Source organism: Burkholderia sp. Tr-20390 (assembly GCF_017104595.1).
GTDB lineage: Bacteria > Pseudomonadota > Gammaproteobacteria > Burkholderiales > Burkholderiaceae > Burkholderia.
The window spans coordinates 1-22,814 of record NZ_JAAGPC010000140.1 but is presented as its reverse complement, the minus strand read 5'-3'; the positions used below and the strand labels follow the sequence as shown (position 1 = coordinate 22,814).

The 22,814-nt window shown below is 64.3% G+C and carries 23 protein-coding genes and 1 tRNA gene; 6 read left to right on the top strand and 18 right to left on the bottom strand.

Annotated elements, in window-relative coordinates; genetic code table 11:
* Nucleotides 1-202: 202 nt before the first annotated feature.
* The 14 genes from G3N98_RS28950 to G3N98_RS28885 all read right to left on the bottom strand — a co-directional run bounded on the left by G3N98_RS28950 (nt 203) and on the right by G3N98_RS28885 (nt 8,579).
* Nucleotides 203-1,453: a phage major capsid protein gene (locus tag G3N98_RS28950; RefSeq protein WP_277396922.1), complete on the bottom strand. Its 1,251-nt coding sequence runs from the start codon at nt 1,451-1,453 to the stop codon at nt 203-205.
* 168 nt (nt 1,454-1,621) lie between these two features.
* Nucleotides 1,622-1,879: a hypothetical protein gene (locus G3N98_RS28945; protein ID WP_206150049.1), complete on the bottom strand. Its 258-nt coding sequence runs from the start codon at nt 1,877-1,879 to the stop codon at nt 1,622-1,624.
* A complete protein-coding gene (locus G3N98_RS28940; protein ID WP_206150048.1) occupies nt 1,866-2,297 on the bottom strand; it encodes a hypothetical protein in 432 nt (143 codons plus the stop codon). The genes G3N98_RS28945 and G3N98_RS28940 overlap by 14 nt, the downstream gene beginning before the upstream one ends.
* Entirely contained in the window at nt 2,294-3,610 is a 1,317-nt protein-coding gene (locus G3N98_RS28935; RefSeq protein WP_241026129.1) for an AAA family ATPase, read from the bottom strand. The genes G3N98_RS28940 and G3N98_RS28935 overlap by 4 nt, the downstream gene beginning before the upstream one ends.
* Nucleotides 3,607-3,792: a hypothetical protein gene (locus G3N98_RS28930; RefSeq protein ID WP_206150052.1), complete on the bottom strand. Its 186-nt coding sequence runs from the start codon at nt 3,790-3,792 to the stop codon at nt 3,607-3,609. Before G3N98_RS28930 ends, G3N98_RS28935 begins: the two co-directional genes overlap by 4 nt.
* Nucleotides 3,789-4,181, bottom strand: coding sequence for a hypothetical protein (locus G3N98_RS28925; protein WP_206150046.1), 393 nt, complete (start codon nt 4,179-4,181; stop codon nt 3,789-3,791). The genes G3N98_RS28930 and G3N98_RS28925 overlap by 4 nt, the downstream gene beginning before the upstream one ends.
* The gene (locus tag G3N98_RS28920; RefSeq protein ID WP_206150045.1) at nt 4,174-4,401 is read right to left on the bottom strand and encodes a hypothetical protein; all 228 of its coding nucleotides are present in this window, start codon (nt 4,399-4,401) and stop codon (nt 4,174-4,176) included. The genes G3N98_RS28925 and G3N98_RS28920 overlap by 8 nt, the downstream gene beginning before the upstream one ends.
* 154 nt (nt 4,402-4,555) lie before the next feature.
* Nucleotides 4,556-4,831, bottom strand: coding sequence for an XRE family transcriptional regulator (locus G3N98_RS28915; RefSeq protein ID WP_124921211.1), 276 nt, complete (start codon nt 4,829-4,831; stop codon nt 4,556-4,558).
* A gap of 147 nt (nt 4,832-4,978) precedes the next feature.
* Nucleotides 4,979-5,284 (bottom strand): transcriptional coactivator p15/PC4 family protein, encoded by a 306-nt coding sequence (locus G3N98_RS28910; protein ID WP_241026128.1) that lies wholly within the window; start codon nt 5,282-5,284, stop codon nt 4,979-4,981.
* Nucleotides 5,285-5,287: 3 nt separating this feature from the next.
* Complete coding sequence (locus tag G3N98_RS28905) at nt 5,288-5,548, bottom strand: AlpA family phage regulatory protein (protein WP_206150044.1); 261 nt, start codon at nt 5,546-5,548, stop codon at nt 5,288-5,290.
* Between the two features lie 153 nt (nt 5,549-5,701).
* Nucleotides 5,702-6,607 carry a DUF6387 family protein gene (locus G3N98_RS28900; protein ID WP_206150042.1) on the bottom strand — a complete coding sequence of 302 codons (906 nt, stop codon included), beginning with the start codon at nt 6,605-6,607 and terminating at the stop codon, nt 5,702-5,704.
* 166 nt (nt 6,608-6,773) lie between these two features.
* Nucleotides 6,774-7,991, bottom strand: coding sequence for an integrase arm-type DNA-binding domain-containing protein (locus G3N98_RS28895; RefSeq protein ID WP_206150041.1), 1,218 nt, complete (start codon nt 7,989-7,991; stop codon nt 6,774-6,776).
* 175 nt (nt 7,992-8,166) lie between these two features.
* A tRNA-Arg gene (locus G3N98_RS28890) sits at nt 8,167-8,241 on the bottom strand.
* Nucleotides 8,242-8,396: 155 nt separating this feature from the next.
* Nucleotides 8,397-8,579 (bottom strand): rubredoxin, encoded by a 183-nt coding sequence (locus tag G3N98_RS28885; RefSeq protein ID WP_006398668.1) that lies wholly within the window; start codon nt 8,577-8,579, stop codon nt 8,397-8,399.
* Between the two features lie 199 nt (nt 8,580-8,778).
* Between G3N98_RS28885 and G3N98_RS28880 the strand changes: the two genes are divergently transcribed.
* The 5 genes from G3N98_RS28880 (at nt 8,779) to G3N98_RS28860 (ending at nt 16,776) form a co-directional block, all read left to right on the top strand.
* A complete protein-coding gene (locus G3N98_RS28880) occupies nt 8,779-9,183 on the top strand; it encodes a DUF4399 domain-containing protein (RefSeq protein WP_089426058.1) in 405 nt (134 codons plus the stop codon).
* 284 nt (nt 9,184-9,467) lie between these two features.
* The gene (locus tag G3N98_RS28875; protein WP_179257678.1) at nt 9,468-11,453 is read left to right on the top strand and encodes an ATP-binding cassette domain-containing protein; all 1,986 of its coding nucleotides are present in this window, start codon (nt 9,468-9,470) and stop codon (nt 11,451-11,453) included.
* A gap of 241 nt (nt 11,454-11,694) precedes the next feature.
* Complete coding sequence (gene parE / locus G3N98_RS28870) at nt 11,695-13,677, top strand: DNA topoisomerase IV subunit B (protein WP_089426056.1); 1,983 nt, start codon at nt 11,695-11,697, stop codon at nt 13,675-13,677.
* A 69-nt stretch (nt 13,678-13,746) separates the two neighbouring features.
* On the top strand, nt 13,747-16,068 hold the full coding sequence (parC, locus tag G3N98_RS28865; RefSeq protein ID WP_089473339.1) for a DNA topoisomerase IV subunit A: 2,322 nt from the start codon (nt 13,747-13,749) through the stop codon (nt 16,066-16,068).
* Between the two features lie 249 nt (nt 16,069-16,317).
* A complete protein-coding gene (locus G3N98_RS28860; RefSeq protein WP_069248551.1) occupies nt 16,318-16,776 on the top strand; it encodes a CopD family protein in 459 nt (152 codons plus the stop codon).
* Between the two features lie 53 nt (nt 16,777-16,829).
* Here the strand turns inward: G3N98_RS28860 and G3N98_RS28855 are convergent, their stop codons facing one another.
* Nucleotides 16,830-17,714: a LysR family transcriptional regulator gene (locus tag G3N98_RS28855; RefSeq protein WP_039370345.1), complete on the bottom strand. Its 885-nt coding sequence runs from the start codon at nt 17,712-17,714 to the stop codon at nt 16,830-16,832.
* 113 nt (nt 17,715-17,827) lie between these two features.
* Between G3N98_RS28855 and G3N98_RS28850 the strand changes: the two genes are divergently transcribed.
* Nucleotides 17,828-18,274 carry a multidrug/biocide efflux PACE transporter gene (locus G3N98_RS28850; protein WP_089426630.1) on the top strand — a complete coding sequence of 149 codons (447 nt, stop codon included), beginning with the start codon at nt 17,828-17,830 and terminating at the stop codon, nt 18,272-18,274.
* Nucleotides 18,275-18,331: 57 nt separating this feature from the next.
* Here G3N98_RS28850 and G3N98_RS28845 read toward each other — a convergent pair whose 3' ends face one another.
* From G3N98_RS28845 to G3N98_RS28835, 3 genes are all read right to left on the bottom strand, one after another.
* Nucleotides 18,332-19,540 (bottom strand): chromate transporter, encoded by a 1,209-nt coding sequence (locus tag G3N98_RS28845; RefSeq protein ID WP_089473338.1) that lies wholly within the window; start codon nt 19,538-19,540, stop codon nt 18,332-18,334.
* A 202-nt stretch (nt 19,541-19,742) separates the two neighbouring features.
* Nucleotides 19,743-22,082, bottom strand: a complete 2,340-nt coding sequence (locus G3N98_RS28840) for an EAL domain-containing protein (protein ID WP_089473337.1) — start codon at nt 22,080-22,082, stop codon at nt 19,743-19,745.
* A 220-nt stretch (nt 22,083-22,302) separates the two neighbouring features.
* The coding region (locus tag G3N98_RS28835) for a PhzF family phenazine biosynthesis protein (protein WP_206150040.1) at nt 22,303-22,814 on the bottom strand (512 nt) is incomplete at its 5' end.

Sequence of the window (22,814 nt, the reverse complement as noted above, 5' to 3'; positions counted from 1 at the left end):
ACTACAACTCGGTGCGTCCGCATAGTGCCCTTGGGCAACTGGCGCCGGACCAATTCCGGCAACTGCATCAACCGAAAACCGGCGAGCCCACTAACTTACGAATGGTGTACTCGGCGGGGTAAGGTCACGTGGGGTCTAGACGGACAAAGGGCCAGGACTTTTGATAGCCCCGGCCCCTTCGGCATCCTCGCTGCCGTTCCGCTTACGCCTTCGCGGCCTTGCTCGTCACGCCTTCAATGATGGTGATCGCCTGCGGGTAGTTCACGATCAGGTCGGCGCGGGCGTGGCACAGGAAGCCGATTTCACCCGTCTTCGCGTATGCCTCGCGCAGTACGCCGATGTTCAGGTTCTCCCGCATGACGAACTGCATCGTGCTGAAGTTACCGACGAACGCCAGGCTGCTGGCCTTGCCGGTGCCGAGATCGACCGGCACGCCGTTCGTTGCCATCTGGCGCACGCCCGAGAGCAGCGGCGGGGCGGACAGCGGCTGGCCCGTCGTGTCGGTCAGGCCCGCGAGTCCGACCAGCGTGCGCGGTGCCATGATGGCCGCCGTGGGTGCCGGTGCCTTGCCTTCGAGCTGCGTTTGGTATGCAGCCAGCAGGTCGGCATAGCCGAAGGTTGCGCCAGCCTGCTTGATCTTCTTGATCGTGTCGCGACCATACAGGCCGAGCGGTTCCGGATCGGTGCCCGAGCCAACCAGCCCCACACGATCCAGCTCAAGCGCGAACGCCTGTGAGATAGCAAGCGTGAGAGCCCGAGATACGTCATCTGCATCGGCCAGCAGTTCGCGCGAGATACGGACGATGCACGCAAGCGAACGCGGCTTGCCGATCAGTGCGCGGAAGGTCGGCTCGCTTTCCGCAACTGCGCCCAGCTCTTGACGCCATGCCGGAACCGGCAGGGTATCGATACCGGCCACTGTGACGCTCTTGGCTCCGTCGAGCGGCAGGATGCCCGCGCCGGCCGTCAGCAGCGCGCTTTGATCGACCAGCGCGTCGAGGATCTTCGGCATGACGACGTTCGGAACTGCGTAGCCGCCAGCCGTATCCGTGCCGACCGCGAGTGATGCCATTACCGCGTCGGTCGTCTTCATACCCGCCACGCCGCGCATGAAGTCCGCGAGCGTTACGTTCTTGTCCTCGTCTGCCGCTTGTGCGCGCTTGTTGTAGTGCGCCGCAATCTCAGCCGAGCGCAGACCGCGAGCCGCGTATATCGGCTGCTGTTCCGCGCGAGCAGCCGCGCCGCCCGCATTGCCGTTCATCTGCTGCGCCGCCATCGCGATAGCGAAGGAATCGACCGCCGTGCGCAGCTCGTCCACCTCGGCCTGGTGCTTGTCCTTAAACGCCGAGAAAGCCGTGGTCATGCCTTCGATCGCAGCGCGAACGTCAGTCGGAACTTCGGCGCGAACGAGTCGGATGCCGCGAGCAGTCGGATTTTGGGTTAACGAGTTCATAGAAACCTCAAAAAAATGAAATTGGGAAATGTCGTCACGGCCCGATAGACAGCGCACGGCAATGTCTTCGGTGTGGTTACGGCAACGCTCGGCGTGCCGCCTTCTACAGAGGCGGGATGTAGCGCCCGGCATACATCCAGCTATTTGTCAATTATTTTATAGTAGTCCTCAATGGTTAACAACGCCTGATTCGAGCCGCGCAACTTCAACCGACTCCCCGGCGGCATCTACCACGCTGATTACCGTCTCCAGCACGCCGCCCATCATCGCGGAACTGCGCACCTGAACCATGCCGCCCGATTGCAGCACCAGCGAGCAATTGCCGTATGCGTTTGGGTTCTCTACCCGCTGTTGATCGAAGGCGGCTTGTAGCAGGCGCTTTACTGCCCCTTGGTAGTCTGCAATCGCCAGTTCAGTGCTGTTCATTTCGATTCTCCGCTTTGATGGATGCACGCGCCGCCGCGAGCCGTTCAATGAAGTGGGTCAGGTCAGGGCGCAGCGTCGAAAGCGGCTGCCGCTCGATGCACAACACCACATGGTCGAAAAACTCGTCTGGCCATCGCTCAAGGTGCGCCAGCTCCGTCACGGCCATATACAGATCGTGCTGCCACTGCTTGACCAGTTCGGGCGTCATGTATGGCCCCCAAGGTAGGAAAGGGCCGTCTTCGACCGGCAGGCCGTTCAGCTCGCGCGCACATTCCCGCAAGGCAACTCGGTTCGCCCGCATGGCGGGCAGCAGCCGATCCGCTGCTGCCTTCGGCCCTTTCCACGTAAACCGGTCGCCGTCGACGATCAGGGTGATCCCGTTGCGGCGGCACTCGATCCAGATTTCGAGGGGCGTCATACGTCACCCCCGGCGTCCGCGTCCGAAGAATTTCCCGAAGGCGACACTCCCTTGGCAATGTCCCCTTCGGGAGAATCGCCAAAATCGACCGCCCGCAAACCCTTGCTAGAGCCGAAGGGGACATGACTTCCCGAAGGGGACACGGTATAGAGAGTGGGATTCTTCGTGTCTTCTTCGGGGGCTGTCTCCTTCGCGAGCCCCCATTCCCATCCTTCCTTCATCCCGATCTTGCGTTTCTCAACACCGAGTTTCGACCCGGCTCGCTGCATCATCTTCCAGTTGAACCCGGCTCCGTCGGCATCGGCTTTCAGCACCTTCGTTCGAACCGGCCCATCCGACAGCAGGCCGGTTAGAAACTCGCACGCGTCATCGAGTCCCGTGCGTTCCTCGTCGTCTTGCTCAACGTCTCCGAGAATGTCGCGGGCCGATCCGTCGATCAGCGCGCCCCAGACAACCCGGCTTGCCTGTATGCCGTCCGTCTCAGTCAGTTCGAGCGCATACGACACGCCGCCGTCGTCCGGGGCGATATTCGATTTCGCGCGGGCCAGAATCCGACGCTCGGCCGTCTCATCCTTGCCGGCAACCAACACCATGCGGGCGAGTGCGACGAACGCCTGAGAGCCGATAACGCGCTCGGCAGGGGAACTGCCCTTGGTACCCTTCGCGAAGTGCGAGATACCCAGCACGCAGCAGCGGTATGCGCCCGCCATGTCCACCAGCGATTGCAGGTTGCGGCGAACGTCGTTGACGCGGTGTGCGTCGCCCGAGACGGCCGAGACGATCGGATCGAGGATCAACAGTCGAGCATCGGCCATGTCGTCGAGTCGTTCGGACAACAGCGGCATGTCAGCGGCGGGATCGAATGGCAGGAGCTCTCCGTTCTCATCGGTGCGGCCCGTGATGATGTGCACGCGCTCCAGGTCGGCGCCGGCCGCCATCAGACGCGGAACGATCGTGTCGGCCGGGTTATCTTCACCGCTCCACACAAGAACGTCGCCGGCACGATTGCAGGCCGTTCCGTCCGGCCACGCGCCGCCGCGTGTGACGGTGGCTGCCAGCGCTAAGGCCAACGTAGTCTTACCGGTTCCCGGAGATCCAGCGAGAAGGGTCAATTTCCCCTCCGGAAGCCAGTCCGGCCAAAGCCAACGGATCGCCTCCGGCACAACGTTCGAGGCGCGCGTGATGGTTACGGCGGGGCGGGCTTTGGTGTCGCTCGATCCCGGAACACGGGCAAAGAACGCCTCACGGGCCGCCGCGACCCGGCCGGCGTCAATCTCGCTATCCAAATCCAGTTCGGCAAGGTGATCCGTCATAGCCGCCCCGCTTTCGCCTCGCGGGAAAGCCACGCCTTCGCGGCCGTCACGATGTTTGCCGTCACCCATTCCCTGTGCTTTTCCCACTCGCGTTCACCCATCTGCGTTCTACAGCGTTCGATTTCGCGCTCGATCATCCGATTGCCGCGCGCTTTGATTCCCTCGGTTCGGGTAGCTGTCATTCGCCGCCCTTATCAGATAAGGACTGCTTAGAGGTTGATCGACGACAAGAGGCAGAAGGGGCACGAACGGCGCGATCGCGCAGCTCGTAGTCGGCTTCGCTCGCGATGAATGCCATCTGCCCGATTGCATCCACCTGCCTGGCGATACTCCACAGCAACGAGGGAACGCTGGCATCTTGGAAATTGCCGGCACGTTGGCCGCGCTCCTTCCTCAAATCCTCGGCCACAAGGCAGGCAATCCCATCAAGAGTGTCGCGCAAGGCTCCAGCCTCGTCAGGTGCTGTTGCTGTTGAGAGAAATTCGAGTTCTTCGGTCGAGGCGGATTTCATGTCGAAGCGACCGTAAAAGAACGACAGCAGGCCGGCAGCGTCAGGTTGCCTATCAAGCATGGCGCACCTCCGCTTCGATTGATTCAGCCTTTTCCAGCGCATCGGTCAGCTTGGTGTTGAGCACGGACGTAAGCAGGCGGATCGCTTCGATGGACCATTCGTGTTCGCCAGCGTCGTATTTTTCGAAAAGCCACTTGATGCAGTGAGCGGCGGACCCACAGTCGAGCAAGGTATCGACGATGGCGAGCTTGGGTGTGGGCTTCGTAGTGGCCTTGCTCATGCCGCTCCCTCCGCACGGGCGAGTTCAGCCAGGCGGCGCAGTGCGTCGCCGGTTACGTCGAGGGCGTCTTGGTAGGTGGGGGCGAGTACAGCAGCGCGCAGCGCCTCGCGGATGATGAGGGCAGGGGAGGCGGGTGAGAGGGCAAGGCCCGTTGTTAAGACGCGTCCAGCTCGATCGTTGCACCCACCGCACGCATCCTGTTGAGGATTCGTTCGAGTGTTTCCGCGTCGAGCTCCAACTGAGCCATCATCGTAAAAAGCATTTGCGGGTTCATTTGGCGCCCGTTGTCGGGATTCGGGTTTGTGTACTTCCGCCAATGCTGATCGCCCGCGAGCCAGGCCAGTTCGGCCATCTGCTTCCCGGTCAATCCGAGGCTGTTCTTCAATGCCGAAAGATCTTCCGGCGACGGTGGTGTGTATTTGATAGGCATGGGTAGCCGCGCGACACGCGGTTAACGTGAGCTTCATGGTTTCGTCCTTTCGGGATAAACGGGACTCGCAAATGCGTTTCCCTATGGACATGAAATTAGCCCCTTTGGGGCTAATTGTCAATGATGGCAGCATCGAGAGCAACATCATCAACGCACCCCCAACGGGTCAACCGCCTGTGCAGCGAGCCGGAGCGCCTGCATCAGCTCGCCAGCCTGTTCCGGGCGCAGCGACACACCTGCACGTCCAGGTTTCCACTCACCGCCGTCCGCAACGAACCAGATTCGAACGTCAATCAGCATCCGGCCGCGATACTCGCCAACCGTTACGCGCAGTCGCTCGGAATCGGAGCGGCGCAAATTAAGGAAGCATGTGCCACCAGTGTTAACATTGACGCTATTGATGAGATTGTTTTGTTGGCTGGCCTGCGGGTCGGCCATTTTTTTTGTCTGCATGGCTCAGTCCTCAATGCGGTAGCTTGCGGGATCGGAGAGCCAGCGATGAATTTCGCGGTTCGGCCATGCAATACAGCGCTGCGACCCGAGCTGAACGCGCTGCGGGAAGCGGCCGGCAATCTCGCGCAGACGGATCGCTTCGCGCGAGAGCGGGATGAAGTTCCTGAGGCTTTGCCAGCGTGAGTAGCCGTCAAGTGGCAATGCTTGGGCAGTAGGTGGGTGTGGATGGGCGCTCAGTCGCGCGGAAGCCCTGTTGGCAGCCATGCTGTAATCCTCGTAGAGGGTTGTTGAACATGGCGCCATATTGGCGTTGGTGGTGCTTTCGTTAAAGCAAATGCCCGCCGGCTAAGAGCTTCTAAAAAGTTGAAGATTCGGATCGATTGAACAAAAAGACGGCGGATCGGAAATCATGAAAAATTACTGCGCCCAAAATTTTTCACCGAGCTGTAGGCGTAATTGTGCGAATAGCCTGAGCGCGACGTTACGCTGAAACACCGCTGCTACTTTCTTCCGCGCCGTCGTCCGAAGTACATCAATAGGGGAGAAGTCGTCGGATGCGTTGGGCCAAAGCGCTGCGGCGAGCACGCGATCAACAATGTTCACTCCGTGTGCTCCGCTCCAAACGGTCAAGTCGTGAAGTTCGCGAATCTTGTAGAACTGCCAGTCAGAGAAATCGTTGTCGTTGAATGGTCTGCGAGCTTTTTCGCCTTCATCGGCACGCTTATCTGCGAGCCATTGCTTGAAATGCTTCACAAGTGTCTCATCGTCGAATTGAGTGTCGACCGTGATCGGATATCCTGAAAGGGGTTGCCCGTACGACAGCAGAGGGTTTCCTCCTTCATTCACGTCGACCGCGATGAACGTGGCCTGTATGTCTTCGGAGTCGACGAAGCGCCTCAGAGCTTCTTCGTATGCACGTGAGTACACGACAGCGTCTTCCCTTTGATGCTCAAGCTCCCAGAGGCGCATAAGCTCACGGTACTCATTGCGAGCTCGAACCAACTGTGGATCAGTGACGCTTTCGCTTAGGTAGAACGCTTCAAAGACACCTAGATTGTCGATGGGGTAGGAATTGTGCTCAAGATCGAACATCGTCCGATTCGGCGTCTCGTACCAATCGATGGCGCGACGATATAGCTCCCAGTGTCGCGACGGTAGTGTGGACAATGAATCGCTTTCCTCCCCGTGAACGCGCGCGAGACTGCGGATTTCCACACGGGATTGGATTTCCCGATACCAACCCGCGGCGTCAAGATCGGTTCGATATTTCCTTTGTTTGTACCAATCCGGTAAGTCCGCCACCGACTTAATAACTTGTTTCATTGCGCCCTCACGCATGCCCCTTGTGAGGAACCGCGCCGGCCGGCTAAGGGAACCCGGTTTTCGCCCCGTCGAGCTAGGCGCGGTTTGACTTGACGGAAGCCTTCAATATGCAACCGTGGTCATTGATTGTAGAACGGCATACTGGTTTTCTGTATAGGCAGTGCAATCACCCATTGGATGATGCGAAGGGCAGTACCTTCGCCCCGACCTTCAATTCGTCGAGGTAGTCGGCCCAACGCTGCATCATCTTGCGACGGTCTGGCAGGTACTCGGCGTGAACATAGGCGGCAGTGACCTGGTTGCGTTCCGCGTGCGCCATCTGTCGTTCGACGACGTCGCGGCTATATCCCAGTTCGCGCAGCGCTGTCGCGGCAAGTCCGCGAAAACCATGCCCAGTCATACGCGACTTGTAGCCCATTCGATAGAGGGCATACAGCATCGTGTTGTTCGAGATGTGACTCCTGCCCTGCACGCTGTAGAAGACGAAGCGTTGCTCACCATTGATCTCGCGCAACTGTGCCAGTACGTCGAGTGCCTGCCGGGAAAGTGGCACGATGTGCGGATCGCGCATCTTCATTCGGTCGGCTGGTACGCGCCATTCGGCGGCGCCGACGTTAATCTCGGGCCATTCGGCTTGAATCATTTCTTTCGTCCGCACGAACGTCAGCGCCATGAATCGCAAGGCGAGGCGCGTGACCAAGTCGCCGGAATATTCATCAATGTCGCGCATGAGCTGCGGGATCTCGGTCGCTTTCACGCGCGCCATATGCTGCACACCGGTGCTCTTCTTCAAGACGGTCTCGGCGTCGATGTCAGCCGCCGGATTTCGAGTGCAGCGGCCGGTCATGATGCCGTACTGAAACACAGCACGCGATCGCTGTAGCACCCGTTTGGCCGTCTCGCGAACACCACGAGATTCGACGGTGCGGATGATCGCCAGCAGTTCGGGAGCATCAATGCTCGCGATAGGGCGGGCGCCGAGTCGAGGAAATACGTCTACTTCAAGGCAGTTGATGACCTTGCCCGCGTACACCTCGGACCATCCGCCGCGCTGGGTCTCAAACCATTCGCGCGCGACTATCTCGAACGAGCTGGCGGCAGCCAGTTGCGCAGCGCGCTTGTCGGCTTTCTTGGCTTCGCCCGGGTCGATGCCTGCGGCAAGCTTTTCGCGCGCGCTATCGCGGCGAGCGCGTGCATCAGCGAGTGATACCTCCGGATACGTGCCGAGCGCCAGGCTCTTTTCTTTGCCGTCAACGCGGTACTTGAGAATCCATCGCTTGCCGCCGGCCGGCGTTATCAATAGCAGCAGTCCGCCGCCGTCATAAAGCTTCTGTTGTTTCTCAGCGGGCTTGGCTGTGCGGACCTTGAGGTCGGTGAGCGCCATGTACTGGTGCCTCGGGGGTTGTTTGACGGGGGTGTTTTGCGAAGCCCCCAAAACAACCCCAAGACGGGGGTTGTTTCCACTGGTGGTCGCTGGTGGAAGTTTGCAACAAAAAACCCCGCACAGCCAGGCGTGACGGGGTTCTTGTGGCGAAGCTGGTGAAACTTTGGAGGATCTTTGGTCCCCCCGACAGGAATCGAACCTGTATCTAGCGCTTAGGAGGCGCTTGTTCTATCCATTGAACTACGGGGAGAGCCATGTCCAGGGAACGCAAAAAAACGCGAACCGGACGGCAGTGTGGACAGCGCGCAGAGTATAGCAAACGCGCGGCGCGTCGGCGGGGCGGAATGCATGCCGACGCGCGTGATCGCGCAGTCAACCGCGATCGGAAATCAGCGCGTCAGCGAATCAGAAATCGACGACGACGAAATCTTCCTTGCCCACATCGCACAGCGGGCAGCGCCAGTCGGCGGGAATGTCGGCGAAACGGGTGCCGGGTGCGATGCCTTCGTCGGGCAGCCCTTCCGCTTCGTTGTAGACCCACCCGCAAATCAGGCAGACCCAGCTCTGGTATTCGGTTACTTCGCTCATGTAGCGCTCGGGAAAATGGAAATTCGGTGATGCCGTCCGCGGCGTGGCCGGCGGACGAAAGGCGCAATGGTACCGGAATTTCGTCGAACGGCTCCGCAACGTCGTTTTAAACGTACGCATCGCGAACAACGCAACCGAAACACGCCTGCCGTGCGTGCGGTGTATGCTTCCGAGGCTGTCCAATCATAAGGAGAATGCGATGCTGAACAGAAAGTGGATCGCAGGTGCGGTATGCGTGGCGGCGATGGCCGTGTCGACGATGGCGCGGGCCGAGGCGCGCGTGTATTTCGAAGCGCCGAGCGAAGGCGCGACGGTGTCGAACCCGGTGCATGTGAAGTTCGGGCTCGAAGGAATGGAGCTTCGACCGGCCGGCGACAACACGCCGAACACTGGCCATCATCACCTGCTGATCGACGGCCGGCCGATTCCGAAGGGCGACGTGATCCCCGCGAGCGAACGTTCGCTGCACTTCGGCAAGGCGCAGACCGAGACCGACATCAAGCTGCCGCCCGGCCAGCACACGCTGACGCTACAGTTGGGCGACGGCATGCACCGCTCGTACGGCCCCGAATTGAGCTCGACGATTACGGTCAACGTGAAGTAATTGCACGTGCCGCGTACGGACGCCCAGGGCGTCCGGCGCGCAATGGTCGATCGGACGGCCGCAGCATCCGGCCGACGCAGGCGTTTTGCCCGGAACGCACGCCCGGCGTTCCGCGAACGGAAGCCGGGCGCACCCGGCGCGTGCCAGCGAAGCGCATTGCGTCGATGCGCTTCGATCGACGCCCCGCCTGCCTGCCGCCAAACGCACGTTCCAACCCGCCTCCCAACCCGTTTGCCGGCCTTATCCGTCCGGCCATACCGGCAACGCCGCCCGCGACCGGTACAATGGGCGCTTCCGATTTCTCTCTTCGCCGTCTTCCCATGTCGCTCTATTCCATTTCCGGTGCGCAGCTCGCGTTCGGTCACGTCGCGTTGCTCGATCACGCGGATTTCTCGCTGGAAGCCGGCGAGCGCGTCGGCCTGATCGGCCGCAACGGCGCGGGCAAGTCGTCGCTGCTGAAGATCGTCGCCGGGCTCGCGAAGCCCGACGACGGGCTGGTCACGCGCCAGCAGGAACTCGTGACCGTCTACGTGCCGCAGGAGCCCGAATTCGAGCCGGGCGCGACGGTGTTCGAGGCAGTCGCATCGGGGCTCGCGCACACGCGCGAACTGCTCGAAGAATATGATTCGATCGCGCACCGCCTCGCCGATATACCCGAAGGCGCCGAGCACGATGCGCTGCTCGCGCGGATGAACGCGCTGCAGTCGTCGCTCGATGCGCACGACGCGTGGAGCTGGCGCACGCGCGTGTCGATGACGCTCGCGCAGATCGGCCTGGCGGACGTCGATGCTCCCGTCGATGCGTTGTCGGGCGGGATGCAGAAGCGTGTCGCGCTGGCGCGCGCGCTGGTGCTGCAGCCCGATGTGCTGCTGCTCGACGAACCGACCAACCACCTCGACTTCGACGGCATCCGCTGGCTGGAAGAACTGCTCGTCGCGCAGCGCGCCGGCCTGCTGTTCATCACGCACGATCGCGCGTTCCTCGATCGCGTCGCGACGCGCATCGTCGATCTCGATCGCGGCCGCCTGCTGTCGTACCCGGGCAATTTTTCCGCGTACCAGACGCGCAAGGCCCAGCAGCTCGAAATCGAGCGCGTGGAAAACGAGAAGTTCGACAAGCTGCTCGCGCAGGAAGAAGTGTGGATCCGCAAGGGCGTCGAAGCGCGCCGCACCCGCAGCGTCGGCCGCATCGCGCGGCTCGTGCAGATGCGCAACGAGCGCGCGGAGCGCCGCAACACGCTGGGCAACGTGAAGCTGGATGTCGCGCAGGGCGAGAAGTCCGGCAAGATCGTCGCGGAGCTGACCGACGTGACGAAGCGCTACGGCGGCCGCGCGGTCGTCGATCGTTTCTCGACGACGGTGATGCGTGGCGACAAGATCGGCTTCATCGGCCCGAACGGCGCCGGCAAGACGACGCTGCTCAAGCTGATCCTCGGCGAACTGAAGCCCGACGAAGGCACGGTGCGCATCGGCACCAACCTGCAGGTCGCCTATTTCGACCAGATGCGCGCGCAGCTCGACCAGGAGAAGAGCCTCGCGGATACCATCAGCCCCGGCAGCGAATGGGTCGAGATCGGCGGCGTGCGCAAGCACGTGATGAGCTATCTCGGCGACTTCCTGTTCGCGCCGGAACGCGCGCGTTCGCCGGTGAAGTCGCTGTCGGGCGGCGAGCGCAACCGGCTGCTGCTCGCGCGCCTGTTCGCGCGTCCGGCCAACGTGCTGGTGCTCGACGAACCGACCAACGACCTCGACATCCAGACGCTCGAACTGCTCGAGGAGCTGCTGGCCGACTACGACGGCACGGTGCTGCTCGTCAGCCACGATCGCGCGTTCCTCGACAACGTCGTGACGTCGGTGATCGCGGCCGAGGGCGACGGCAAGTGGCGCGAATACGTGGGCGGCTTCAGCGACTGGCAGATCCAGAGCGCGCGCGCCGATCAGCTCGCGCAGCAGGAAGCCGCGAAGCGTGCGGTCAAGGAAGCCGCGCCCGTCAAGGAAGAAGCGGCGAAAAGCGCCGCGGGCCGCAACACGCAACGCACGGTGAAGCTGTCGTTCAACGAGCAGCGCGAGCTCGATTCGCTGCCGGAGAAGATCGCGGCACTCGAAGAGGAGCAAAAGACGATCAATGCGCGGCTCGAAGACGGCTCGATTTTCGCGAAGGATCCGCAGGAAGGCACGCGCCTGACCGAGCGGTTCGCGGCGATCGACGACGAATTGCTCGAAGCGCTCGAGCGGTGGGAAACGCTCGAGGCGAAGCGCAAGCCCGCGTAAAACGCAGACGCGTCGCGCGGCCGGCGGCCGCTGCGCGCGATTCCGCGATTGGCGTGCCACGCGGAACCAGTAAAATACCGCGCGTCCCGGGCAGCGCAGCGCACGCCGCGCGCCCGCTTTCGGAGCAGTCCAAGCACACCGTTGTTTCGATTCGCTTTTTTACGGAACTCAACGTTTTGTCCACGACGTTATCCACACGAGGTGTGGACAACGTCCCGATGAATGACGAAATTCAGCGCCTATGTCAACGAAGAAACCCAGCGCGGCCTATAGCGAAGCATCGATCAAGGTGCTCAAGGGTCTCGAGCCGGTCAAGCAGCGGCCCGGCATGTACACCCGTACCGAGAATCCGCTGCACATCATCCAGGAAGTCATCGACAACGCGTCCGACGAGGCGCTTGGCGGCTACGGCAAGCAGATCACGGTCACGCTTCACGCCGACCAGTCGGTCTCGGTCGAGGACGACGGCCGCGGCATCCCGTTCGGCATGCACCCTGAAGAGGGCGTGCCGGTCGTCGAGATCGTATTCACGCGCCTGCACGCGGGCGGCAAGTTCGACAAGGCCGCGGGCGGCGCCTACACGTTTTCGGGCGGCCTGCACGGCGTCGGCGTGTCGGTGACGAACGCGCTGGCGACACGCCTCGACGTGACGGTCTGGCGCGACGGCAAGATCGCGGAACTCGGCTTCGCCGAAGGTGACGTGGTGAAACCGCTCGCGACGCAGGGCGCGGGCCGCGGCGAGAAGAAATCCGGCACGCGCGTGCAGGTGTGGCCGAATCCGAAGTATTTCGATTCGCCGAACCTGCCGCTCGGCGAACTGCAGCGCCTGCTGCGCTCGAAGGCCGTGCTGCTGCCGGGCGTCGAGGTCGTGCTCGTCAACGAGAAGTCGGGCGAGCGCCAGACGTGGAAGTATGAAGACGGCCTGCGCGGCTACCTGCTCGACGAAATGAACGGCAGCGAGCTGCTGATCCCGCTGTTCGAAGGCGAGCGCTTTGCCGATTCGCGTTCGGGCGACGACACCTTCGCCGAAGGCGAGGGCGCGTCGTGGGTCGTCGCATGGAGCGAGGAAGGCTCGCTCGTGCGCGAGTCGTACGTGAACCTGATCCCGACGCCGGCCGGCGGCACGCACGAATCCGGCCTGCGCGACGGTCTCTACCAGGCAGTGAAAAGCTTCGTCGAACTGCACAACCTGCAGCCGAAGGGCGTGAAGCTGCTCGCGGAAGACGTGTTCGCGCGCGTGTCGTTCGTGCTGTCCGCGAAGGTGCTCGATCCGCAGTTCCAGGGACAGATCAAGGAACGCCTGAACAGCCGCGACGCGGTGAAGCTCGTGTCGTCGTTCTCGCGTCCGGCGCTGGAGCTGTGGCTGAACCAGCACGTCGAGCACGGCAAGAAGCTCGCCGAACTCGTGATCAAGCAGGCGCAAGCGCGCACGCGCGCCGGCCAGAAGGTCGAGAAGCGCAAGAGCTCGGGCGTCGCGGTGCTGCCCGGCAAGCTGACCGACTGCGAGACGGAAGATATCGCGCGCAATGAGCTGTTCCTGGTCGAGGGCGACTCGGCGGGCGGCTCCGCGAAGATGGGCCGCGACAAGGAATACCAGGCGATCCTGCCGCTGCGCGGCAAGGTGCTGAACACGTGGGAAACCGAGCGCGACCGCCTGTTCGCGAACAACGAGGTGCACGACATCTCGGTCGCGATCGGCGTCGATCCGCACAGCCCGGATGAAAGCGTCGACCTGTCGAACCTGCGCTACGGCAAGATCTGCATCCTGTCGGACGCGGACGTCGACGGCTCGCACATCCAGGTGCTGCTGCTCACGCTGTTCTTCAAGCATTTCCCGCAACTGATCGAGCGCGGCCATGTGTGCGTCGCGCGCCCGCCGCTGTTCCGCGTCGACGCGCCCGCGCGCGGCAAGAAGGCTGCGCAGAAGCTTTATGCACTCGACGAAGGCGAACTCGAGGCGATCCTCGACAAGCTGCGCAAGGACGGTGTGCGCGAGACGCAATGGAGCATCAGCCGCTTCAAGGGTCTCGGTGAAATGAGCGCCGAGCAGCTGTGGGATACGACGATGAACCCCGACACGCGCCGCCTGATGCCGGTGAAGCTTGGCGAGCTCGACTACGAGGCGACCGTCGCACGCATGACGATGCTGATGGGCAAGGGCGAGGCAGCCGCGCGACGCGGCTGGCTCGAGGAAAAGGGCAACGACGTCGAAGCGGACATCTAAGCCGAACACCTGCGCGGCCGGGCATGACGCCCGGCCCGGCCTTACGCCACTTACGAATACGGAATTCAGATGGACGACAACACTTCCGATCTCTTCGCCAGCTCCGATGCACCGGATGCCGACGCGCTGACGCTCGGCAACTACGCGGAGCAGGCGTATCTCAGCTACGCGGTCAGCGTCGTGAAGAGCCGCGCGCTGCCCGACGTGTGCGACGGCCAGAAGCCGGTGCAGCGCCGGATTCTCTACGCGATGAACGAAATGGGCCTCGGCCCGGACGCGAAGCCGGTGAAGTCGGCGCGCGTGGTCGGCGACGTGCTCGGTAAATACCACCCGCACGGCGACCAGTCGGCGTACGACGCGCTGGTGCGTCTCGCGCAGGATTTCTCGCTGCGCTACCCGCTGATCGACGGGCAGGGCAACTTCGGCTCGCGCGACGGCGACGGCGCGGCGGCCATGCGATACACCGAAGCCCGCCTCACGCCGATCGCGAAGCTGCTGCTCGACGAGATCGACCAGGGCACGGTCGACTTCATGCCGAACTACGACGGCTCGTTCGAGGAGCCGAAGACGCTGCCGAGCCGCATGCCGTTCGTGCTGCTGAACGGCGCGTCGGGCATCGCGGTCGGTCTCGCGACCGAAATCCCGTCGCACAACCTGCGCGAAGTCGCGGGCGCGGCGGTCGCGCTGATCCGCAATCCGAAGCTCTCGCACGCGGAGCTGATGAACCTGATTCCCGGCCCGGATTTCCCGGGCGGCGGCCAGATCATCTCGAGCGACACCGAAATCGCGGCGGCCTATGAAACCGGCCGCGGCAGCCTGAAGGTGCGCGCGCGCTGGAAGATCGAGGATCTCGCGCGCGGCCAGTGGCAGCTCGTCGTGACCGAGCTGCCGCCGAGCACGTCGGGCCAGAAGGTGCTCGAGGAAATCGAGGAGCTGACGAACCCGAAGCTCAAGCTCGGCAAGAAGACGCTGACGCCCGAGCAGCTCAACACGAAGAAGGCGATGCTCGACCTGCTCGACGCGGTGCGCGACGAGTCGGGCAAGGAAGCGGCGGTGCGGCTCGTGTTCGAGCCGAAGTCGCGCACGATCGACCAGACGGAATTCGTGAACACGCTGCTCGCGTACACGAGCCTCGAGTCGAACGCGACGCTGAACCTCGTGATGATCGGCGCCGACGGCCGGCCGGGCCAGAAGGGCCTGCTGACGATCCTCGACGAGTGGGTGAAGTTCCGCCAGCTGACGATGACGCGCCGGTGCCGCCATCGTCTCGCGAAGGTCGACGACCGCATCCACATCCTCGAAGGGCGGATGATCGTCTTCCTGAACATCGACGAGGTGATCCGCATCATCCGCGAGTCGGACGAGCCGAAGGCCGCGCTGATGAGCGCGTTCGGGCTCAGCGAACGGCAGGCGGAAGATATTCTCGAAATCCGGCTGCGCCAGCTCGCGCGGCTCGAGAAGATCAAGATCGAGAAGGAACTCGAAGCGCTGCGCGACGAAAAGGCGAAGCTCGAGGAACTGCTCGCGAACGAAAGCGCGATGAAGCGGCTGATGATCAAGGAGATCGAGGCCGACGCGAAGCAGTACGGCGACGATCGCCGCACGCTGATCCAGCAGGAAAAGCGCGCGACCTTCGAGGCGAAGGTGGTCGACGAGCCGGTCACGGTGGTCGTGTCGCAGAAGGGCTGGGTGCGTGCGCTGAAGGGCCACGGGCTCGACCCGGCCAGCTTCTCGTTCAAGGCCGGCGACCATCTGTACGCGGCGTTCCAGTGCCGCACGCCGGATCGCCTGATCGCGTGGGGCAGCAGCGGCCGCGTGTACTCGGTGGACGTGTCGGTGCTGCCGGGCGGGCGCGGCGACGGCGTGCCCGTCACGTCGCTGATCGAGCTCGAGTCGGGCTCGCACCTGATGCACTACTACGCGGCGCCGGCTGACCAGCAACTGCTGCTCGCGTCGAGCAACGGCTTCGGCTTCCTCGCGAAGGTCGGCGACATGGTGAGCCGCGTGAAGGCCGGCAAGGCGTTCATGACGATCGATGCGGGCGCGGCGCCGCTCGCGCCGATGCCGGTGCTGCCGAACGCGACGCAGGTCGCGTGCCTGTCGAGCGGCGGCCGCCTGCTCGTGTTCGGGATGGACGAGATGAAGACGCTGTCCGGCGGCGGTCGCGGCGTGATCCTGATGGCGCTCGACGACAAGGAAACGCTCGTGCAGGCGCTCGCGATCGATCCGGCCGGCGTCGTGCTGATCGGCACCGGCCGCGGCGGCAAGACGATGGACGAAACGCTGTCGTATGCGGGGCTGGCGCCGCACGTCGGCAAGCGCGCCCGCAAGGGCCGCGCGCCGGACACGAAGCTCAAGGTCGTCAGCGAACTGCGTCCGCTGCTCGGCTGACGCTGCGCACGTTCGATCGCCCGGTTCAGCCGCGATCGAAGGCCGCACCTCCGCTTCGGCGGACGTGCGGCTTTTTCTTTTGGAGGGGGATTCGGGTAAGCAAGCGTGGCGCTGTCACGCGGAACTTGCAAAATAATGTGAAATCGAGCCTGGGGTCTGAACCGCTCGGCGACAATCCGGTCGAACGTCGCTCGATGCCGCGTGCGACGCGGCCGTTCGCCGCACCCCACTCCTCACAGGATCGCCGTCATGTCCCATGCTGTCTCCGTCGCGCTGTTTCTTCATCTGCTGGCCGTCGCCGTGTGGGTGGGCGGGATGGTCTTCGCCAACTTCTGCCTGCGCCCGGCGCTGTCCGACCTGTCGCCGCAGCTTCGGTTGCCGCTGATCGAGGGCGTGTTCGGCCGCTTCTTCAACTGGGTCTCGGGCTCCGTGATCGTGATCCTGCTGACCGGCGGCTTCCTGCTCGTGCAATTCGGCGGCGCGCACGCGACGTGGTCGCTGCACGCGATGGCCGGGCTCGGCGTCGTGATGATGCTGATCTTCGGGCATATCCGGTTCGCGCTGTTCCCGCGCATCCGCCGTGCGGTGCAGGCGCAGAAGTGGCCGGACGGCGCACGCGCGGTGAATACGGTGCGCCTGCTCGTGCTCGTGAACCTCGTGCTCGGCGTCGTCACGATCGGCGCGGCGGTGTTGTCGCGCGGTTTCTGATTGACCGCAGCCGGCCGGCACGCGTGCAGCCGCGGGTGCGCCGGCAAGCGCCGCTACGCGGCCAGCATCGCATCGAGCAGCCATGAACCGACCGGGCCGAGCGGCCGGTTGCGCGACCAGACCGCATCGACCCGCACACGGCGCGGCCAGCCGCGCGCACGCAGTTCGCACAGCCGATCGCGCGCGAAGTGGTCGACCATCCAGCGCGGCAGTTCGGCCCAGCCGAACCCCAGCACGGCCATCTCCAGCAGCATCAGGTAGCTTGGCGCCAGCCAGTGCTGCGTGCCGACGACGATCCGGTCGTCGGCGCCGCGGCCTTCCGTTTTCACATAGGTATTGAGGCGCAGTTCGCGCACGTCGCGCAGCGCGGCGTGCGGCACGTCGGCGTCGCCGTATTCGGCGAGCGCGTGCGTGCGGCCGACGAACAGCCCGATTTCCGACTCCTCCGCGATCGTCGCCGCGCCGATATCGGCCGGGTAGGCCGCGCGCGCGGCCATCAGCCCGAGCTGCGCGCGCCCCTGCTGGATCAGGTCGAGCACGTCTTCGTGCTCGGCGATCTGGCATTCGAGCTCGAGCGCCGGGAAGCGCCGTTCGAGCGCCATCAACGTTTCCTCGTAGCGTTTCGACTGGTACGTATCGGACACGACGAGCGTCAGCCGCGCTTCCTCGCCACGCGCGAGCCGCGCGGCCGTCCGGTCGATCGCCGCGCCGGCCTCGAGTGCGCGCTGCACCTGCGGCAGCAGCGCGCGCCCGGCATCGGTCAGCGTCGGTGCGCGCGTCGAGCGATCGAACAACTGCACGCCGAGATCGATCTCGAGGTTCGCGATCGCCTCCGACACGGTCGACTGGCGCTTGCCGAGCTTGCGCGCGGCGGCCGTGAACGAGCCGAGCAGCGCGGCTTCGGCGAAGGCGAGCAGGGCTTCGGGGGCGTGGCGCATGCGGCGCTCCTGGTGGCGATATATCGGTAAAACCGATGATATCAAACTGGATTCATACGGTTGCGCCGATCAAAATGGCGGCCATGTACGAAGTAGACGAATCGGAGGGAATCATGAAACAGGTCAACAAAACGGTGACGGAACGGCTGCTGCATGCACTGACGTTCGAGCTGGTCGCGATCGCGCTGTGCGCGCCGATCGGCGCGTGGCTGCTCGACATGCCGGTGTCGCACGTCGGCGTGCTGACGGTGATGGTGTCGCTGATCGCGATGGCGTGGAACATGGCGTTCAACACGCTGTTCGACCGCTTCGAGCGTCGCGCGGGGCTGACCCGCACGCTCGGCATGCGGATCGCGCATGCGGTCACGTTCGAGCTCGGTCTCGTCGCGATGGTGGTGCCGGTCGCCGCGTGGTGGCTGAACGTGAGCCTCGTCGAGGCGCTGCTGCTCGACCTCGGCATCGTGCTGTTCTTCCTGCCTTACACGTTCTGCTTCAACCTCGCTTACGACGCGCTGCGCGCCCGCTGGATGGCACGCCGGGTCGCGATGCAGGCAGGTTGAGGAGGGCCTGGACGGGCGAATGCCGGTAGAACCCGGCGGGGCGGTGGTCGCCGCCCGTCAGCGCGCGGCGGCCAGCAGCCACACGCCGCAAGCCACCGCGACCGTGCCGTACACGGCATAGACGGGCACCTTGAAGCGCGCGAAGCACAGCGTCGCGAAGGCGCCCGTCAGCCAGTAAACGGGGTCGACGGGTTCGCGGTACAGGATCCTCACGACGGCGACGACGAGAAAACCCGTGGTCGCCGCACGCAGCAGCCGCATCCCGTGCTCGAAGCGCGAATGGCGCTTGAGCCGGGACAGGTGGTTCTGCGCAAACACGACGAGGCAACCCGACGGAATGAACAGTGCGGCCGTCGCGAGCAGCGCGCCGACCCAGCCGTCGGTCAGGTAGCCGAGAAACGGGACGACGTTCAGCAGCGGCCCCGGCGCGACAGGGGACAGCGCGAACGCCAGCGTGAAGTCGTGATCGGAGATGCCGGTTGCGGGCGTGACGAACAGCGTCTTGAGCACGGGCAGCGCGGAAAAGCCGCCGCCGAACAATGTCATGCCGGCGCCGGCGAGACGCGGCCACAGCAGCGTCGCCTGGTAATCGCCGGGCAGCGGCACCGCGAACAGCGTGACGAGCACGCCGAGCAGCACGAGCAGGTTGCGGTCGCGGGTCGACAACGTGAAATCGACCGCGTCGCGTTGCGGCGGCCCCGTGAGCCAGCCGGCCGCGAACGCGGCGAAGAGAATCCCGACGAAGGCGGCCGGATTATGCGCGAAACCGAGCAGAATCGTCGACAGCGCGGCGATCAGTTGTTCGCGCCGTGTGCGCGCGAGCGAGCGCAGCTGCTTGACCCACGTGACGCCGATCAGCGCGGCGAGCACCATCCCGAAGTGATTGATCAGCATCGGCGCGGCGAGCGAGCGCACGAGCGGCGTGCGATAGAAGATCGCGAACAGCGTCATCAGGATGGAGAACGGCAGCACGCTCGCGATGCCCGCGATCCACGCGCCGATGCGGCCGTGCAGGATCTGGCCGACCTGCACCGCCACGTTGCAGCCGACGGGGCCCGGCACCAGCCAGGCCAGCGCGACGAGGTCGCCGAAGACGTTGGGCTCGATGCGCTTCAGCCGCTCCACGTAGTGGCGTTCGAGCTGCGCCATCATCGACAGCCCGCCCCACGAGACCGCTGAAATGCTGGCGACGACCTTGAACAGGTCCCACAGGGACGCCTGAGCCTGTTCGACATCAGCGGTCGCTTCGATTTCGACGGTAGTCATGTTGGTGGTGTGAGCGCGGGGCCCGATCTCTCGCGTGCGGCCATGCCGGCGGCCCGCCGACACGTTGGCCCTCCCAATTGTCCGCCGCGCACCGTGACACTGCCATGCGCGAAAACGCTAGTTCACGAACTAAACAATCGGATCGGAAAACGAAACAATGACGGCGCGCGCAATAGCCACCAAGGCCACGGCCGCGGTGCGCTTACGCGCCCGTGCTGCCGGTCGCGCGATGCGCGATCACGTTCGGCGCGTCGCCGCGCACGCCGAAGCGTGCGATCAGCGCGGGAATCGCATCGGCCGGCACCGGTCGCGAGAACAGGAAACCTTGCGCCTCGATCTCGCCGAGCGCGGCGAGCCATGTGATCTGCTCCTCGGTTTCCGTGCCTTCGACGACGACGGTCAGGCCGAGCGAGCGCGCGAGATGCACGATCGACGACACCATCACGCACACGCTGCGATCGTTCGGGATCGCCTGCACGAACGAGCGGTCGACCTTCAGCGTGTCGACGGAGAAGCGATGCAGGTACGACAGCGACGAATAGCCGGTGCCGAAATCGTCGAGCGCGATCCGGATGCCGAGCTTCTTCAGCGCGACGATCTTCTCGGACACGAGCTCCGGATATTCCATCATCGCGGTCTCGGTGATCTCGATCTCGAGCCGGTTCGCGTCGATGCCGGTGTCCTGTAGCGCCTGCGAGATCGTCTCGATCAGGTCGCCGCGCCAGAACTGCACCGGCGAGATGTTGACCGCGAGCGTCAGCGTGTCGTGGCCTTCGTCGCGCCAGCGCGCGATCTGCTCGCACGCGGTGCGGATCACGAAGTCGCCGATCGGCACGATCAGGCCGGTCGATTCGGCGATCGAAATGAATTCGTTCGCGGAGATGACGCCGTGCTCCGGATGATCCCAGCGCGCGAGCGCCTCGAAGCCGGTGATGTGGCGGTGCGTGAGGTCGATCTTCGGCTGGTACGCGAGGAACAGCTGCCCCTCGGCGAGCGCGACGCGCAGTTGCTGCTCCCAGCGCATCAGGTGGTCGGCGCGGTGCGACAGGTGCGGCGCATAGAACTGGTAGCAGTTCTTGCCGGCGTCCTTCGCGCTGTACATCGCGAGGTCGGCCTTCTTCAGCAGGTCGATCTCGCTCTCGTTCGCCACCGTGTGCAGCGCGATGCCGATGCTCGCATGCAGCACGAACGAGCTGCCGCGCACGTCGAACGGTTCGCCGAACATCCGGATGATCGCTTCCGCGAGCCGTACCGCGCGCCGCTCGACGTCGTCGCCCTTCATCACCACGACGAACTCGTCGCCGCCGATGCGCGCGAGCGAGCCTTCGTCGCCGACCGCATCGGACAGGCGCGACGCGGTCATCTGCAGCACGATGTCGCCGGCGTTGTGGCCGAGCGTGTCGTTGACGGTCTTGAAGTTGTCGAGATCGATGAACAGCAGCCCGAGCCGCGACAGGCTCGCCGGCATCGACACGTCGTTGCGCAGCCCGCGCAGCGTCGCATAGCGGTTCGCGAGGCCGGTGAGCAGGTCGTACTCGGCGAGCTGCGTCATTTCGCGCTCACGGCCGAGCAGCTTCCCGATCAGGCCCGTCGCGACGCCGAAGAAAGCGAGCATCGCGAGCGTGATGAAGCTCGTCATCAGCAGGTAGACGTTGCGCGTGTGGTAGTAGTCCGCGAATTCCTCGGTTTGCGACAGCCCGACCATCACCGCGAGCGGGTAGCCGTCGAGGTGGCGGTACGACACGATGCGCGTCACGCCGTCGATCGGGTCGATGATCGTGCCCGTCACGCGCTCGGCGATCGGGTAAACACCCGACGCGGAAAACGCGCCGGGCGCATTGCTGACCGAGCCCGTGCGCCGCGCGAGCACCGCGCCGGTATCGGACACCACCGCGATCACGCCTTCCTTGCCGATCGCCGCGTTGTTGTAGAAGTCGTTGGTGAAGTAGCTCGGGTCTTCCGACACGACGACGATGCCCGCGAAGCTGCCGTCCGGGTTGTTCAGGCGCCGTGTCATCTGCAGCGTCCAGTGGCTCGACACGCGGCCGAGTACGGGCTTGCTGATGAACAGGCGGTCGTCGTTGTGCGCGAGGTGGACCTTGAAGTGCTCGCGGTCGGACAGGTTGATCGGCTGCGGATGCAGCTCGGCCGTGTTCGCGAACAGGATGCCCTTCGCGTTGACGAGCGACACCTGGATCAGCGTGTCGCTCGGCACGACGCCTTTCTCGACGGCGCTGGCGAGGTTGAAGCGGGCGGGCGACTTCTCGAATTCGAACTTGACGAAGCGGGTGATCTGGTCGACCTGGTGGATCGCCTTGACCGTATGCTGCTCGAGCGCGGAGGACAGGATCGCGGCGGAAGCCGCTGCTTCCTTGTACGCGCTGTCCTTTTCCACCGACAGACGCGCGATGATCACGGCCCACAGCAGCGCGAGCGCCAGCATCCCGAGCAGCGGGATCGCAAATAGCGCACGCCGGCGCGATTTGCGCGGCGCGCGTAGCGGCCGGGTCGGCGGCGTATGGTTGGACCGGGCGGAGCTCATCGAAGCGGGTGGCGTACTGCTCGCGTGCGCCATCCGTCTGGATGGCTGATTATTGGTCGGGGTTGTCCCGACGTCTGTTCGTTCGCGGGACACGCAACCATGGACAGACCTCCGAAACAACGGATTAGGCCCGATATTACTGGTTGGAACGTTTTTGCGATAGTTGGGCGAATCGTAGGGGGGCGCCGGACGGGCCGGCGCCATCGCACATCGCGAAATGTCAGGCGGGTGACAGGAAAGAGCCGTCGACGACGGTGACGACCTGGCCGCCGATCCACGTGGTGCCGTCTTCGTCATAGCTGACGAAGACGCGGCCGTCGCGGCCGATCGCCGTACCCTGGCGGGCCGTATACGACTGGCCGGGGCGGCGTTCCTGCCGCGTCAGCAGCCCGGCGAGCGCGGCGTTCGCGCTGCCGGTGACGGGATCCTCGCCGAAGCCGAAATTGCCGCCCGTCATCAGGCAGCGGATTTCGAACGTCGCGGGGCCGCCTTCGGCATGCGGCGCGTAGACGGCGACGCCGTCCGTGCCGTAGCGGTGCGTGAGCGCCGCCAGCGCGGCCGGATCGGGCGTCAGGCCGATGCAGGCATCGGCCGACTTCAGCCGCACGACCAGCCATGGCGCGCCGTTGTCGACCGCGCACGGCTCGGCATCCAGGTCGAGCGCGTCGCTGCGCAACGCGGCAGCCAGCGCCGCGTAGTCCGAGCGGTCGAGCGGCGTGACGCGTGCCGGCA

Coding starts and splice junctions, on each gene's coding strand:
- G3N98_RS28845 (WP_089473338.1), bottom strand. CDS start 19,540: ATGACTACCGTCGAAATCGAAGCGACCGCTGATGTCGAACAGGCTCAG.
- G3N98_RS28950 (WP_277396922.1), bottom strand. CDS start 1,453: ATGAACTCGTTAACCCAAAATCCGACTGCTCGCGGCATCCGACTCGTT.
- G3N98_RS28930 (WP_206150052.1), bottom strand. CDS start 3,792: ATGACAGCTACCCGAACCGAGGGAATCAAAGCGCGCGGCAATCGGATG.
- G3N98_RS28940 (WP_206150048.1), bottom strand. CDS start 2,297: ATGACGCCCCTCGAAATCTGGATCGAGTGCCGCCGCAACGGGATCACC.
- G3N98_RS28935 (WP_241026129.1), bottom strand. CDS start 3,610: ATGACGGATCACCTTGCCGAACTGGATTTGGATAGCGAGATTGACGCC.
- G3N98_RS28840 (WP_089473337.1), bottom strand. CDS start 22,082: ATGAGCTCCGCCCGGTCCAACCATACGCCGCCGACCCGGCCGCTACGC.
- G3N98_RS28925 (WP_206150046.1), bottom strand. CDS start 4,181: ATGCTTGATAGGCAACCTGACGCTGCCGGCCTGCTGTCGTTCTTTTAC.
- G3N98_RS28945 (WP_206150049.1), bottom strand. CDS start 1,879: ATGAACAGCACTGAACTGGCGATTGCAGACTACCAAGGGGCAGTAAAG.
- G3N98_RS28875 (WP_179257678.1), top strand. CDS start 9,468: ATGGGCGCTTCCGATTTCTCTCTTCGCCGTCTTCCCATGTCGCTCTAT.
- G3N98_RS28895 (WP_206150041.1), bottom strand. CDS start 7,991: ATGGCGCTCACCGACCTCAAGGTCCGCACAGCCAAGCCCGCTGAGAAA.
- G3N98_RS28920 (WP_206150045.1), bottom strand. CDS start 4,401: ATGAGCAAGGCCACTACGAAGCCCACACCCAAGCTCGCCATCGTCGAT.
- G3N98_RS28860 (WP_069248551.1), top strand. CDS start 16,318: ATGTCCCATGCTGTCTCCGTCGCGCTGTTTCTTCATCTGCTGGCCGTC.
- G3N98_RS28900 (WP_206150042.1), bottom strand. CDS start 6,607: ATGAAACAAGTTATTAAGTCGGTGGCGGACTTACCGGATTGGTACAAA.
- G3N98_RS28855 (WP_039370345.1), bottom strand. CDS start 17,714: ATGCGCCACGCCCCCGAAGCCCTGCTCGCCTTCGCCGAAGCCGCGCTG.
- G3N98_RS28885 (WP_006398668.1), bottom strand. CDS start 8,579: ATGAGCGAAGTAACCGAATACCAGAGCTGGGTCTGCCTGATTTGCGGG.
- G3N98_RS28880 (WP_089426058.1), top strand. CDS start 8,779: ATGCTGAACAGAAAGTGGATCGCAGGTGCGGTATGCGTGGCGGCGATG.
- parC (WP_089473339.1), top strand. CDS start 13,747: ATGGACGACAACACTTCCGATCTCTTCGCCAGCTCCGATGCACCGGAT.
- G3N98_RS28910 (WP_241026128.1), bottom strand. CDS start 5,284: ATGCAGACAAAAAAAATGGCCGACCCGCAGGCCAGCCAACAAAACAAT.
- G3N98_RS28905 (WP_206150044.1), bottom strand. CDS start 5,548: ATGGCTGCCAACAGGGCTTCCGCGCGACTGAGCGCCCATCCACACCCA.
- G3N98_RS28915 (WP_124921211.1), bottom strand. CDS start 4,831: ATGCCTATCAAATACACACCACCGTCGCCGGAAGATCTTTCGGCATTG.
- G3N98_RS28850 (WP_089426630.1), top strand. CDS start 17,828: ATGAAACAGGTCAACAAAACGGTGACGGAACGGCTGCTGCATGCACTG.
- parE (WP_089426056.1), top strand. CDS start 11,695: ATGTCAACGAAGAAACCCAGCGCGGCCTATAGCGAAGCATCGATCAAG.